At 64.9% G+C, this 12067-nt stretch carries 15 protein-coding genes; 6 read left to right on the top strand and 9 right to left on the bottom strand.

What is annotated here, in order from left to right:
* Window positions 1–28: 28 nt before the first annotated feature.
* Complete coding sequence (locus ACKLLE_RS14550; RefSeq protein ID WP_064301952.1) at window positions 29–793, bottom strand: AraC family transcriptional regulator; 765 nt, start codon at window positions 791–793, stop codon at window positions 29–31.
* A gap of 132 nt (window positions 794–925) precedes the next feature.
* Here ACKLLE_RS14550 and ACKLLE_RS14545 point away from each other — a divergent pair, with 132 nt between their 5' ends.
* Complete coding sequence (locus ACKLLE_RS14545; protein ID WP_009405126.1) at window positions 926–1747, top strand: UDP-2,3-diacylglucosamine diphosphatase; 822 nt, start codon at window positions 926–928, stop codon at window positions 1745–1747.
* A 106-nt stretch (window positions 1748–1853) separates the two neighbouring features.
* On the opposite strand, the gene ACKLLE_RS14540 is transcribed toward ACKLLE_RS14545, so the two are convergent.
* On the bottom strand, window positions 1854–2165 hold the full coding sequence (locus ACKLLE_RS14540) for an Mpo1-like protein (protein WP_064301954.1): 312 nt from the start codon (window positions 2163–2165) through the stop codon (window positions 1854–1856).
* Window positions 2166–2310: 145 nt separating this feature from the next.
* Here ACKLLE_RS14540 and ACKLLE_RS14535 point away from each other — a divergent pair, with 145 nt between their 5' ends.
* A complete protein-coding gene (locus ACKLLE_RS14535) occupies window positions 2311–3390 on the top strand; it encodes an AraC family transcriptional regulator (RefSeq protein WP_009405124.1) in 1080 nt (359 codons plus the stop codon).
* Here the strand turns inward: ACKLLE_RS14535 and ACKLLE_RS14530 are convergent.
* Window positions 3347–4801, bottom strand: a complete 1455-nt coding sequence (locus tag ACKLLE_RS14530) for a TrkH family potassium uptake protein (RefSeq protein WP_009405123.1) — start codon at window positions 4799–4801, stop codon at window positions 3347–3349. The two genes, ACKLLE_RS14535 and ACKLLE_RS14530, sit on opposite strands and share 44 nt — an antisense overlap.
* A 131-nt stretch (window positions 4802–4932) precedes the next feature.
* Between ACKLLE_RS14530 and ACKLLE_RS14525 the strand changes: the two genes are divergently transcribed.
* Window positions 4933–5487 carry an NAD(P)H nitroreductase gene (locus tag ACKLLE_RS14525; protein WP_009405122.1) on the top strand — a complete coding sequence of 185 codons (555 nt, stop codon included), beginning with the start codon at window positions 4933–4935 and terminating at the stop codon, window positions 5485–5487.
* 118 nt (window positions 5488–5605) lie between these two features.
* On the opposite strand, the gene ACKLLE_RS14520 is transcribed toward ACKLLE_RS14525, so the two are convergent.
* The 6 genes from ACKLLE_RS14520 to ACKLLE_RS14495 form a co-directional block, all read right to left on the bottom strand.
* On the bottom strand, window positions 5606–6940 hold the full coding sequence (locus ACKLLE_RS14520) for a sensor histidine kinase (RefSeq protein ID WP_420058345.1): 1335 nt from the start codon (window positions 6938–6940) through the stop codon (window positions 5606–5608).
* 61 nt (window positions 6941–7001) lie between these two features.
* Window positions 7002–7439 carry a hypothetical protein gene (locus ACKLLE_RS14515; protein WP_064301956.1) on the bottom strand — a complete coding sequence of 146 codons (438 nt, stop codon included), beginning with the start codon at window positions 7437–7439 and terminating at the stop codon, window positions 7002–7004.
* A 126-nt stretch (window positions 7440–7565) separates the two neighbouring features.
* Window positions 7566–8243, bottom strand: coding sequence for a response regulator transcription factor (locus tag ACKLLE_RS14510; protein ID WP_009405119.1), 678 nt, complete (start codon window positions 8241–8243; stop codon window positions 7566–7568).
* 7 nt (window positions 8244–8250) lie between these two features.
* Window positions 8251–8643: an SH3 domain-containing protein gene (locus ACKLLE_RS14505; protein ID WP_037061779.1), complete on the bottom strand. Its 393-nt coding sequence runs from the start codon at window positions 8641–8643 to the stop codon at window positions 8251–8253.
* A 123-nt stretch (window positions 8644–8766) separates the two neighbouring features.
* On the bottom strand, window positions 8767–9066 hold the full coding sequence (locus tag ACKLLE_RS14500) for a YciI family protein (protein WP_009405117.1): 300 nt from the start codon (window positions 9064–9066) through the stop codon (window positions 8767–8769).
* Window position 9067: 1 nt separating this feature from the next.
* Entirely contained in the window at window positions 9068–9664 is a 597-nt protein-coding gene (locus tag ACKLLE_RS14495; RefSeq protein ID WP_064301957.1) for a septation protein A, read from the bottom strand.
* 67 nt (window positions 9665–9731) lie between these two features.
* Here ACKLLE_RS14495 and ACKLLE_RS14490 point away from each other — a divergent pair, with 67 nt between their 5' ends.
* The 3 genes from ACKLLE_RS14490 (at window position 9732) to ACKLLE_RS14480 (ending at window position 12065) form a co-directional block, all read left to right on the top strand.
* On the top strand, window positions 9732–10595 hold the full coding sequence (locus tag ACKLLE_RS14490; RefSeq protein WP_064301958.1) for a PHP domain-containing protein: 864 nt from the start codon (window positions 9732–9734) through the stop codon (window positions 10593–10595).
* A 13-nt stretch (window positions 10596–10608) separates the two neighbouring features.
* On the top strand, window positions 10609–11238 hold the full coding sequence (locus tag ACKLLE_RS14485) for an L-threonylcarbamoyladenylate synthase (RefSeq protein WP_009405114.1): 630 nt from the start codon (window positions 10609–10611) through the stop codon (window positions 11236–11238).
* 128 nt (window positions 11239–11366) lie between these two features.
* The gene (locus tag ACKLLE_RS14480; RefSeq protein ID WP_205884583.1) at window positions 11367–12065 is read left to right on the top strand and encodes a segregation and condensation protein A; all 699 of its coding nucleotides are present in this window, start codon (window positions 11367–11369) and stop codon (window positions 12063–12065) included.
* Window positions 12066–12067: the final 2 nt, after the last annotated feature.

The raw sequence follows: 12067 nt of genomic DNA, 5'->3' as shown, positions 1-12067 counted from the left end.
AGCGGGGCTGTCTGTCGCCGGACTCGCGTCAGTTGTCGCCGGACTCGCGGCGCAATGCGCCGGGGCTGCGACCGAAGGCCTTGAGCATGGCGGCGGCGAAGGCGCTTTGGGAACTGTAGCCGACCCGGCTGGCGATCTCGCCGATGGGCAGGCTGCTGCCTTGCAGCAACTGGCGGCCGCGCAGCAAACGGCGCTGGCGGATGTACTCCATCGGCGTGATCCCGCGTTCGGCCATGAAACGTGCATGCAGGCGGGCGCTGGACAGGCCGGCGAGACGGGCCAGGTCGGCGACTTGCAAGGGATAGGCGGCGTATTGCTCGATATGCGCGTCGAAGGACGCGTAGGGCAGCTCCCGCGACGGCGGCAGCGGGCTGTTGCCCCGATTCAGGCTGGCCAGCAGCAGTACCGCGCCCTGGCGGGTGATCAGTGGATCGTCCATCGGCCCATGGGCCAGCCAGTCCACCAACTGTTGCTGGCGGTTGTCCAGCAGCAGCGGGCCAGGACGGTCCAGCAGGCGCAGGCAGTCGCTGCTGCGCTCGCCCAGGCTCTGCGCCAGCCAGTTTTCCGCCGGCACATCCAGCACCAGGCAATGGCTGCCGACAGGGCTGCCGCAGGTGTGGTGGGCACCTGCGGGAATCACCATCAGGTCCTGGCGCTCGACCCGTCCGCCACGGCCGTCCACCTCGAAATCCAGGCGACCGCCGAGGCCGAACACCAGTTGCGGGTGGTCGTGGGCGTGGGCGATCAGGTCGTCGCGGTAATGGCGCAGGGAAAGAATCGGGCCGTTGCTCATCTGGCGTGGTGTCCGGCTGGGCGAAAGCTGCCATTGTACGCCCCGGCGGCTGTCATGGGATTGCCGCATGGCTGTCATGTCGGATTAACCGCTGGCTGGCAAGGTCGACCAAAGTCAGCCGGAGCCTCGCCCATGAACAGTGCCGCGTTTCTAAAGCCCACGCGCAAGCGGCGTGTCCGCACCCTGTGGATTTCCGACGTGCACCTGGGCACGCGGGATTGCCAGGCCGAGCACCTGTCGCAGTTTCTCAAGCGCTACCACGCCGACCGCATCTACCTGGTCGGCGATATCATCGATGGCTGGAAACTGCGCGGCGGCATGTACTGGCCGCAGGCACATACCAATGTGATCCGCCGGTTGCTGACCATGAGCAAGCGCGGCACCGAGGTGATCTATGTCACCGGCAACCATGACGAGTTCCTGCGTCGCTACTCCAGGCTGATCCTCGGCAATATCCACCTGGTGGACCAGGCCGAGCATCTGACAGCCGATGGGCGCCGCCTGCTGGTGATCCATGGCGACCAGTTCGACGTGATCACCCGCTACCACCGCTGGCTGGCGTTCCTCGGTGATTCGGCCTACGAATTCACCCTGACCCTGAATCGTTGGCTCAATCACTGGCGGGCGCGCTACGGCTATGGCTATTGGTCGCTGTCGGCGTACCTGAAGCACAAGGTCAAGACGGCGGTGAACTTCATCAGCGATTTTGAAGAAGCCATCGCCCATGAATGCGTGAAGCAGGGCTTCCACGGCGTGGTCTGCGGGCATATCCACCATGCCGAGATCCGCAAGGTGGGGGAGGTGGACTACCTCAATTGCGGGGACTGGGTGGAATCGTGCACGGCGCTGATCGAGCACTGGGATGGGACCATCGAGCTGTACCGGCTGGCCGAGGATCAGGCGCGGATGGCGGAGGAGGAAGCCGCCAGGGTGGCCGAATCCGTGCAAGGCTGAGGGGCCACCGCGACCTCTGTGGGAGCGGGTTCACCCGCGATTGCGATGGAGGGCTCACTATCGTAATCGCGGGTGAACCCGCTCCCACAGGGTGTGGTGCAAGCCTTTAGAAACTCACTTTCCCGCGCAACATGTCCCGATACATCACGAAATCCCCCAGCAAACTGTAGAACGGATGCTGAAAGGTCGCCGGCCGGTTCTTTTCGAAGAAGAAGTGCCCGATCCAGGCGAAGCCGTACCCGGCGAACGGCACTGCCAGCAGCAGCACCCAGGTGCCACTGCCGATCGTGTAGGCAAGCAGGGCGATGACCAGCGTGGTACCGATGAAGTGCAGGCGACGGCAGGCGGGGTTGGCGTGTTCGTTCAGGTAGTAGGGGTAGAACTGAGCGAAATTGTCGAATCGGCGGGGGCTTTCCACGGGGCTGATGCCTCCTTGTTCTTGTAGATTTTCAACGGGTACGGCGTGGAGCCTGAACCCAGTCTAGAGTCAATTGCTGTATCGGCAAGTGACAATAAGCGCCACTTTAGTATCCTTGCGTCTTATCCCAAACCAGAGCCAGCCAATGAACGAGCGAACCACCTCAGCAAGCTGGGCCTCGGGTATTGTCAAGGCTCTCGAGCTCGAAGGGCTGGACTGCCCGGCCCTGTTCCACAAGCTTGGCCTGGACTTTGCCGCGCTGAGCGACCCGGATGCGCGCTTCACCCAGGACTCCATGACCCGCCTCTGGCTGCTCGCCGAGGAGCTTTCCGGCAACCGCGCCATCGGCCTGAACATGGCCAGGGTGGTGCGCCCGGCATCCTTCCATGTGGTGGGTTATGCACTGATGTCCAGCCGCACCCTGGCCGAAGGCTTCGAGCGCCTGGTGCGCTACCAGCGGATCATCGCCGAGAGCTCCGACCTGAGCCTGCAGCTCGGCCCCGAGGGGCATGCCCTGATTCTCACCGTGCATGGTGATCACCTGCCACCGACCCGGCACAGTTCCGAAGCATCCCTGGCCTGCGCGCTGGCCCTGTGCAGCTGGCTCAGCGGGCGTACCATCCAGCCGCGCCGGGTGCTGATCCAGGGCCCGCAGCCCGAGGATATCGAGCCCTACCGTATCGCTTTCCATTCGCCGCTGGTGTTCAACGCACCCTACGATGCGCTGATCTTCGAGCCGTCCGACCTGCAATCCCCGTTGCCTACCGCCAACGAGGCGATGGCGGTGTTGCACGACCGGTTTGCCGGGGAATATCTGGCGCGTTTCTCGGAAAGCCGGGTGACCCACCAGGCGCGGCAGGTGCTGTGTCGCGTATTGCCCCAGGGCGAGCCCAAGCGCGAGCTGGTGGCCCAGGCGCTGCACCTGTCCCAGCGCACCTTGCAGCGACGCTTGCAGGAAGAGGGCACCAGTTTCCAGGCGCTGCTCGACGACACCCGCCGCGAACTGGCGGAGCAGTACCTTTCCCAGCCGGGCATGACCTTGTTGGAAACCGCCTATCTGCTGGGCTTCGCCGACCCGAGCAACTTCTTCCGCGCATTTCGTCGCTGGTTCGGTCTCACTCCCGGCGAGTATCGCGCCCGTCGCCATGGCCTGAGCCACGACGACGCGGAAGCGGACGCTGTCAGTGCCGCCAGAACGCCGGCATACAGAGAACAAATACGGTAATGATCTCCAGGCGGCCAAGCAGCATGCCGCCCGCCAGGATCCACTTGGCCGCGTCCGGCAAGGTGGCGAAGTTGCCCGCCGGGCCGATGGTCTCGCCCAGCCCCGGGCCAACGCCGGATACGGTACTCGCCGCGCCGGTCAAGGCAGTCATCCAGTCGACGCCGAGCAGCGACAGGAGCAGGGCGATCACGCAGATGGTGATGGCGAAGAAGAACGAGAAGGTCAGGATCGAGCGCACGATTTCTTCATCGAGGCGGTGACCGTTGTATTTCTGCTTGATCACCGCGCGCGGGTGGATCAGCTGGTTGAGCGAAGCCTTGAGCAGGATATACGCGACCTGGAAGCGGAAGATCTTGATGCCCCCGGCAGTGGAGCCCGAGCAGCCGCCGATGAAGCCCAGGTAGAAGAACAGCATCAGCGAGAAATTGCCCCACAGGCTGTAGTCGCCCAAGGCGAAACCGGTGGTGGTGACGACCGAGGTGACGTTCAGGGCGACATGGCGGAAGGCATCCAGCCAGTGCAGCTTGGTGGTCGCCCAGTACCAGGTGCCGAGCACGATCCAGGTTACTACCAGCAGGAGCAGCAGGCCCTGGACCTGCTGGTCGCGGATCAGCGCCCTGCGGTTGCCGCGCAGGGTGGCGACGTACAGGGTGAAAGGCACGCTGCCGGAGATCATCACCACTACCGCGACCCAGTGCACTGCCGGCTGGTCCCATTTCGCCAGGGACATGTCCGAGGTGGAGAAACCGCCGGTCGAGATCGCCGACATGGCATGGTTGATCGCATCGAACGGGCTCATTCCCGCCCACCAGAAGGCCAGGCTGCCGAAGATGGTGATGCCGACGTACACCAGCACGATGTACTTGGCCACCATGTGCGAGCGCGGCATGACCTTTTCCGAGCGGTCCGAGGACTCGGTCTGGAACAGGCGCATGCCACCGATGCGCAGCAGCGGCAGGATCGCTACCGCCATGCCGATGAAGCCGATGCCGCCGAGCCAGTGCAGCAGCGAGCGCCACATGAGGATGCCGGGCGACATGTTGTCCAGGCCGCTGAGCACCGTGGAGCCGGTGGCGGTGATCCCCGACATGCTCTCGAAGAAGGCGTCGGTGTAGCTGATGTGCTGGGTCAGGAGGAACGGCAGGGCGGCGAAGATGCATACCACCAGCCAGCTGCTGACGGTCAGCAGGTACATGTCCCTAGGGCGCAGGTGCACGTGTTCCGGACGCCCCGGCAGGACCAGGGCCAGGCCGGCGACGAAGGTGATCAGGCTCGACCACAGGAACGACGGCATGTCGCCGGTGCGCTCGAAGATGATCAGCGTGGCCATGGGGACCGTCATGCTGATCGCCAGGGTGATCAGGAAGATGCCGATAATGAAACCGATGATCCTTAAGGTCGGCAACGCCACCATGTACTCAGCCCTGACTCGAAACGGAAGGGCGCCATTCTACCTGCGGCCCCTTTTAAGTAAACGGCGCTGTGCGCTTTGCCGAAGAGCACCCTAGAATGGCCGCTCATTTTTCCACTGGAGGGTAGCCGATGGAGGCTCTCGACGCTTTGCTCAACCGTGTTTCCGTTCCGCGCCTGACCGAACCCGCGCCCAATGCGGCGCAGCGCGAGGGGCTGTTCCAGGCGGCCTTGCGTGCGCCGGACCACGGGCAATTGCGGCCATGGCGCTTCATCACCGTCGAAGGGGAAGGGCGCAACCGCCTGGGCGAGCTGTTCGCCGAAGCGGTAGCGCAGAAGGGCGATGCCGAACAGGCCGCGCTGGACAAGGCCCGGGCCATGCCGCTGCGCGCCCCCTTGCTGGTGCTGGTGATTGCCCGGACCCGCGAACACCCCAAGGTGCCGGTGTCGGAGCAGGTACTGGCGGCGGGCTGCGCGGCTCATGGGATCCTGCTGGCAGCCCATGCCCAGGGTATCGGCGCAGTATGGCGCACCGGCGAGCTGGCCTATTCGGCGCATGTCGCCAAGGGGCTGGGGCTGGAAGCGGGAGAGGAACTGATCGGCTTCCTGTACCTGGGCACGCCGATCGGTGAGCCGCGCACGGCGCCGGTGCTCAAGACCGAGGATTTCGTCAGCGCCTGGGGCTGAGATAGTTCTGAACGCGCCGCAGACCCTGTGGGAGCGGGTTTACCCGCGATTGCGTCGGTGAATTCACTATCGCGATCGCGGGTAAACCCGCTCCCACAGGGTCTGCGGCGTTGCAGTTTCAGGCGCTCGCGCTCCCCTGAATCGGCAGCACCAGGGTAGCCACAAACCCACCCTGCGGATGATTGCCCAGTTGCAACACCCCGCCATGCCGCTCTGCCGCCTTGCGCGCGATCGCCAGCCCTAGACCATGCCCCGCCGCCGTCTGCCCCGGCGCGCGGAAGAATGGCTCGCCCAACTGCTCCAGGTGCTCCGCCGCCACCCCGGGCCCGTGATCACGCACGCTGAGCATGATCCTGTCACCGTCGCGCCCGGCCGCCACTTCGATCGGTTGGCCTTCAGGATTGAAGCGCAGTGCATTGCGCAGCAGGTTGTCCAGCGCCCGCTCCACCAGGGTCGGCCAGCCGTGCAGGCTCAAGCCCGGGGTTTCCCGCAGTTCGATCAACTGCTCCGGCGCACTCAGTTGCGCATCCTTGCATACGCCATTGACCACCGCATTGATGTCCACCGGTTCGGCGTGGGCCTGCTCGGCATCGACCCGGGCGAGCACGAGGATCTCGCTGATCAGGGCCTCCAGGCGGTCGCATTCGCGGGTCAGGCGCGGCCAGTAGGTGTCACGCTGCTGCGGCTCGGCACGTTCGGCCAGCGCCAGGGCGATACGCAGGCGGGCCAGGGGCGAGCGCAGTTCATGGGAAACGTCGCGCAACAACTGGCGCTGGCTGCCGATCAGGCTCTGCAAGCGCGAGCCCATGCGGTTGAAGTCGTTGGCCAGCACGCCGAATTCGTCCCGACGCGCGGCCAGCCGGGCCAGGCTGTTCTGCTGGTAGGTGGTCTGGCCCAGGTCATGCACCGCGCTGCGCAGGCGGCTGAGCGGGCGGGTGATGGACAGGGTCACCAGCAGGCTGAACAGGGTCAGGACCACCAGCGCGATGCCAAGGGCGCTGAACGGCCAGATCAGGCTGTCGCGGTGCCAGGCGTCAAGCTCCGGATGCGGTATGCGGTAGATCAGCAGGTAGGTTTCGCCGCTGCTGGCACTGGTGTACTCCTCGGTCAGCCGGCGCCAGGGCAGGGGCCGATGATCGTTGCCCTGGCGCGCTTCGAACACCGCAGCCCGCCGCGGGAAGGTGCCGGGCACCACCGAGTCGCCGGCTTCGTTGAGCACTTGGGTGTCGATGTGGTAGCGCCGCTTGCGTTGCTCCAGGTACTGCTGGGCTGCTTCCGGACCCTGGGTTTCGTAGCGCTGGGTCCAGTTCTGCGCCAGGGTATTGAGGCCGGGGTGGCGGCTGAGGATCCAGGCGTCCTGGTTGAGGATGTGCCCGAGCAGGATCGACAGGCCGGCAACCAGGGCGATGGCCAGCCAGAAGCTGGCCAGGATACGCCAGAACAATGAACGCAAGGGCAGTCCCTCGAACAGGAAAAGCCCGGCCTGCTTGCGCAGGCCGGGCGGGGTTCATGGATTATTGGGCCTTTTTGCCATGTTCGGCTTTCCAGGCCTGGAACTCCTGCCATTCGGCACGGCGTTCCTCACGTTTTTTCTTCATCTCGTCGAACTGCTTTTGCTGTTCAGGCTTGAGCAGGGCGCGGATATCGGCCTGGGTCTTGTCCTGCTTGGCCTTGAGCTCGTCTTTCATGGCTTTCTGCTCAGCGGCTGGCAGTTTGTCCAGGTATTTCCGGGTGAGGTCGCGGCGGTCTTTCATTTCCTGGCCCATCAGCTTGCCGATCTGCTGGCGCTGTTCGTGGGTCAGGTCCAGCCTGGCAAGCGGGTCGCCACCGCGGTGATGTTCGCTGAAGCGTGGGCCGTGGTCAGGGCCCGGGCCTGGGCCGGCGTCCGGCATGGCCATGGCGACGGTCGGCAGGGCGGCAGCGAACATCAGGGCGATAAGGGTCTTGCGCATGGTGTATCTCCTTTCTGAAGGCCGGTCGTTACCGGATGTGGCCAGTTTATGGAGATCAAGGTCAGCGGCGGTCAGGTGACGGTAAAGCCTGGGTAAAGAGGACGAGCCTTGCTGCTGACATAGCCATCACAAGCTGTAGTAGTAGCCCCGGCTGCGCAGGGCGACGATGCGCGGGCGTCCGTCGGCATGCGGGCCGATCTTCTTGCGCAGGTTGCTGACATGCATGTCCAGGCTGCGGTCGTACAGGGTCAGCTTGCGCCCCAGGGCGATCTGCGCCAGTTCCTGCTTGTCCAGCGGCTCGCCGGGCTGGCGCAGCAGGGCTTCGAGGATGCGGCTTTCGGAAAGGGTCAGGGTCTGCTCGCGTTGGTCGATCTCGACCACGCCACGGGCGGGGCTGAAGCTCAGATCGCCGAGTTCCACCTGGGTCGGGGTCGCCGGGGCATGGCTGCGGCGCAGCACGGCGCGCAGGCGGGCGGTGAGTTCCCGTGGGTCGCAGGGCTTGGCCAGGTAGTCATCGGCGCCGAGTTCGAGGCCGAGGATGCGGTCCAGCGGCTCGCCGCGGGCAGACAGCATCAGGACCGGCAGCTCGGCGTGCTCGCTGCGCAACTGCTTGAGCAATTCGAGGCCGCTGCCGTCGGGCAGCATGACGTCCAGCACGACGGCAGCGGGGGCCTGTTCGGCCAGGGCCTTGCGTGCGCTCAGGCCGTCGTGGCAGGCGCGGACCTGGAAACCCTCCTGGCCCAGCCAGTGGACGAGCAGTTCGCAGAGTTCCTGGTCATCGTCAATCAGTAGCAGTTCGCTCATGTCTTACTCAGTTCAACCATTGCTTGCGCCGTCTGTGGCTGCCGCTGGCAAAGATACCGCAAAGCACGGCGATCAGGGCCACTGCGCCGCCGGTCACGAACCATTGCTGCTGTTCGGTCAGCAGGCGCGGGGCGATGCTGGCCTGGGCTTCCTTGAGCGCCAGTTTCAGGCGCTGGTTTTCCTGGCGCAGGCGCGCCAGCTGGGCGCTTTCGCGTTCGTTGTCGGCGCTGTGCAGTTGCTGGGCCAGGGCCTCGCGCTGGCGTTCGCTGTCCTGCAGGCGCTGCTGCAATTCGGTGATCTGGCTGCCGGCACTCAGTGACAACGGCGTGGACTCTTCGGCCTGGGCGAGCGGGCTCAGCAATGACAGGCACAGCAGCAGGGACAACGGACCTTGACGCATCATGACTCCTGTAATTCAAGACGAATGTTCAGGACGTTGTCGGCAGGGCGATGAGAATAATGAGCAACAGGGAAGATTTAAAGCGTCGACGACGCACCGCCGCCGGGCGGCGCGTCGCACCCGTCACGGCAGGACTTGCTTGAACGGCTTGACGATGACGTTGGCGTAGACGCCGGCGGCCACGAACGGATCGGCCTCGGCCCAGGCCTTGGCGGCTTCCAGGGAAGTGAATTCGGCGACGATCAGGCTGCCGCTGAAACCGGCGGCGCCCGGGTCGTTGCTGTCGATGGCCGGGTGCGGGCCGGCGAGGACGATGCGCCCCTCGGCCTTCAGTTGCTGCAGGCGCTCAAGGTGCGCCGGGCGCGCGGCCAGGCGGGCGTCCAGGGAGTTGGCGACGTCGGTGGCGATGATGGCGTAGAGCATGTCATTCCTCGGGTTTGGGAGTGGTGGGATCGCTGTCGTGCAGGTGTCGGGACAGGTAGATACCCTGGGCGACCAGGAACAGCACGGTCATGCCCAGGCTGCCGAAGACCTTGAAGTCGACCCAGTAGTCCTGGAAGGTGAAGGCGACGAACAGGTTGGCCGCGCCACAGAACAGGAAGAAGGCGATCCAGGCCAGGTTGAGACGGTTCCACACGGCGTCCGGCAGGGTCAGGGCGTGGCCCATGATGCGCTTGATCAGCACCTTGTCACCGATGAAGTGGCTGCCGAGGAAGGCCAGGGCGAACAGCCAGTTGACCACCGGCGCCTTCCACTTGAGGAAGGTCTCGCTATGGAAGGCCAGGGTCAGGCCGCCGAACACCAGGCAGGCCACCAGGGTCAGCAACTGGCCTTTTTCCAGGCGTCGCTGGCGAATGAACAGGGCGCCGTAGACCACCAGCGAGCTGACGATCAGCACCGCCGTGGCGCTGTAGATACCCCCCAGCTCGAAGTGCTGGCCGGCGAACTCGACCAGTCGCGGTTCGGTCTTGTAGACGATGAAAAACAGCAACAGCGGGATGAAATCGATGAATTGTTTCACAGTGGCAGCCAGGAGCGGGATGTCCCGGCATAATAACAAACCTCAATGAGAGGAAAAGCGTCACCCCATGAATGTTGATCTGCACTGCCACAGCACCGCGTCGGACGGCTCGCTGACCCCCACCGAACTGGTCGCACGCGCTTACGAGCAGGGTGTGCGGGTGATGGCGCTCACCGACCATGACACCCTCGAAGGCCAGCCCGAAGCCCGCCAGGCCATGCACGAGCGCGGCATGCAGTGGGTCAGCGGGGTCGAGTTGTCGTGCACCTGGTCGGGCATCACCATCCATGTGCTGGGCTACGGCTTCCCGCTGGACGCGCCGCCCTTGCTCGAGGCGGTGGAGTCGTTGCACCGCGGCCGCTGGCTGCGTGCCGAAGAGATCTCGCGGCGCCTGGCGGCCAAGGGCATGCCTGGTGCGCTGGACGGCGCGCGGGCGCTGCAGCAGGCCCTGGGCGACAGCGGCAACGCGCCGGCCCGTCCGCATTTCGCCGATTTCCTGGTCAGCGCCGGGCATGTCAAGGACCGCGCCGAGGCCTTCCGCAAATGGCTCGGCGCCGGCAAGCTGGGGGACGTCAAGCTGCACTGGCCGACCCTCGACGACACCGTCGAGACCCTGCGCAAGTCCGGAGCCTGGGTCAGCCTGGCCCATCCGATGCATTACGATCTTACCCGCAGCAAGCGCCGCCGCCTGATTGCCGACTATATTCAAGCGGGGGGCCAGGCTCTGGAGGTGGTCAACGGTATGCAGCCGGCGGAACAGGTCGGCACCTTGTCCATCCTGACCCGCGAGTTCGGTCTGCTGGCCAGCGCCGGCAGCGACTTCCATGGCCCGGGCACCTGGTCGGAAATCGGTGTCTACCGGCCCTTGCCGGAGGATCTGCCACCTCTGTGGCGTCGATTCAAACATGAGCAGCCATCCGCGGACGCCTGAACAGGAAGACAACGTGAGTCAATTTTTCCAGATACACCCGGAGAATCCACAGCCGCGCCTGATCAAGCAGGCGGTGGAGATCATCCGCAAGGGCGGGGTGGTGGTGTTTCCCACCGACTCGTCCTACGCCATGGGTTGCCAGATCGGCGACAAGGGCGCCATCGACCGGGTGCGCCGACTGCGCCAGCTGGACAAGAACCACAATTTCACCCTGATCTGCTGCGACCTGTCGCAAATGGGGCTGTTCGCCAAGATCGATACCGGGCTTTTTCGCCTGCTCAAGGCCCATGTGCCGGGGCCGTACACCTTCATCCTCAACGGCACCCGCGAAGTGCCGCGCCTGCTCCTGCACGAGAAGCGCCGGACCATCGGTCTGCGTGTACCCAGGCATCCGATCACCCTCGCGTTGCTGGAGGAACTGGGCGAGCCGCTGATGAGCGTGAGCCTGATCCTGCCCGGTGACGAGGAAGTGATGACCGACCCCTACGAGATGCGTCAGCGCCTCGAACATCACGTCGACCTGATCATCGACGGCGGCTACGGCGACCTCAAGGCTTCCACGGTGATCAACCTGGCCGACGGCGAGCCTGAAGTGGTGCGGGTCGGCTGCGGCGACCCGACCCCGTTCATGGTCGAAGCGTGAGCGCGGTCGAAACCGTCGAGGCGCCGCTCGATCCCCAGGCCGGCGCCCAGCAGGAACTGCCGCTGGTGATGGTCTATGGCCAGGCCCTGACCGAAATGCCGGTGGACCTGTACATCCCGCCGGATGCCCTGGAGGTTTTCCTCGAAGCCTTCGAGGGCCCGCTGGACCTGCTGCTCTACCTGATCCGCAAGCAGAACGTGGATATCCTCGATATCCCGGTGGCGGAAATCACCCGCCAGTACATGGGCTACGTCGAGCTGATGAAGACCGTGCGCCTTGAGCTGGCCGCCGAATACCTGGTGATGGCGGCCATGCTCGCCGAGATCAAGTCGCGCATGTTGCTGCCACGGGCCGAGACCGCCGAGGAGGAAGAGGACGATCCTCGTGCCGAGCTGATCCGCCGCCTGCAGGAGTACGAGCGTTTCAAGGCCGCTGCCGAGGATATCGACCAGCTCGCGCGGGTAGGTCGCGATGTGCTGGTGCCGCAACTGGAAGCCCCGCAGGCCAAGGCGCGCAAGCTGCTGCCTGATGTGATCATCGAGGAAGTGCTGATGTCCATGGCCGAGGTGCTGCGGCGCAGCGACCTGTTCGAAAGCCATCAGGTCAGCCGCGAGGCGCTGTCCACCCGCGAGCGCATGAGCGAAGTGCTGGAGCGCCTGCGCGGCGCTGGCTTCGTTGCCTTCGGCGAGCTGTTCAAGGCCGAGGAGGGCAAGCTCGGGGTGGTGGTGACCTTCATGGCGATTCTCGAGCTGGTCAAGGAACAATTGGTCGAACTGGTGCAGAATGAGCCCTTTGCGCCGATCCATGTCCGGGCCCGGGCAGAGTAATC

This window comes from Pseudomonas bharatica, assembly GCF_048586865.1.
GTDB classification, from domain to species: domain Bacteria; phylum Pseudomonadota; class Gammaproteobacteria; order Pseudomonadales; family Pseudomonadaceae; genus Aquipseudomonas; species Aquipseudomonas bharatica.
The sequence above is the reverse complement of the archived record's forward strand: the minus strand, read 5'-3'. Positions and strand labels throughout refer to the sequence as shown.